The organism is Microcoleus sp. BM001215392, assembly GCF_036700185.1.
GTDB lineage: Bacteria > Cyanobacteriota > Cyanobacteriia > Cyanobacteriales > Microcoleaceae > Microcoleus.
In genome coordinates this window covers 1-1,089 of sequence record NZ_JAUBOJ010000749.1, presented here as the reverse complement: position 1 = coordinate 1,089, position 1,089 = coordinate 1, and the positions used below count along the sequence as shown (strand labels likewise).

At 43.6% G+C, this 1,089-nt stretch carries 1 protein-coding gene; it reads right to left on the bottom strand.

What is annotated here, in order from left to right; all coding sequences use genetic code 11:
• Positions 1 to 133 precede the first annotated feature (133 nt).
• Positions 134 to 976, bottom strand: a complete 843-nt coding sequence (locus tag QT974_RS34630) for a GNAT family N-acetyltransferase (protein WP_333472860.1) — start codon at positions 974 to 976, stop codon at positions 134 to 136.
• Positions 977 to 1,089: the final 113 nt, after the last annotated feature.

Here is a 1,089-nt window from a genome sequence, read left to right as displayed (position 1 = left end):
GTAGGGTGCGTCAGAGCGTGAATGTTGGTCGATCGCCCAAATCACCCAATCTGACACACCCGAATCAACTTACCCCTCAACACAAGTCTCAAAACCCTTGCTACACCTTGACAGTGCGCAAGTCCTAGTAATTTTAGCCTAATTCCAAAGTTGTCAACCCAAAAATGTGATTTATTTCAATATTTGGTATGTGGGTGTACATCCTCACACACTCAGATATGGGTTGCATTGCTCGACTTTCAAATAAGGCGATCGCCTGAGTGTTAATATTCGGTACATCTATAAATACTGGCTGATTTTCTGCACGAGCAATCAAAGCCATAAATAACCTTTCAGCTATCTCGGTCGAATTCGCAAACAACGGGCCAATTCTAAAACCTGTGTAGCTGGGTCTAATTACTCCATAACCACACAATTTGCCATCCAGAACCATACCATAAGCTTGATGTTCTGAATGATTAATCCAGGCATTTAGAAAGGCCCGACGAGATGCAGGAAAATATAGAGCGTCGTAATTCACTACATCAGCAAAAGGGATATCTGTCAGCAAAACAACGCCTTCAGGAATAACGCCAGCTTGACCTATTCCTTGATAGCGTAAATCGCGATAAACTGGTTTAAAGCCAAATTTACTGTAGTTATTTACTTGCTGTAATACGGCATCTAAAGCAGTAGGGCGATCGCCTACTAATTTCATGGCGGCATTCCAAGTCTGTAAACCATAACCCTGTCCCCGCCAAGCAGGTTGCACAATATAAAAACCGATAAATGCAAAGCTGTCACCATATCTTACCGCCGAAATGCTGCTAATCGGAGTTCCGTCAATCTCTCCAATCAAAAACCCACTCGCATCAGCAGCGTAAAAAGGAATTGCATCGTTAATCGCTGGATTCCATCCCTCTGTGGCGGCCCACTGGATAGCTAATTCTAAATCCGCCAGCGTCATCTGTCTAATAATAAATCTTTCGTTGCTCATGGTTGTTACCAGTTATTCCCGAAAGTGTACTTATAGCCTTTCTCAAGTTGAAACATCAGCCGTAGGGTGCGTCAGAGCGTGAATGTTGGTCGATCGCCCAAATCACCCAATCT

Coding starts and splice junctions, on each gene's coding strand:
- QT974_RS34630 (WP_333472860.1), bottom strand. CDS start 976: ATGAGCAACGAAAGATTTATTATTAGACAGATGACGCTGGCGGATTTA.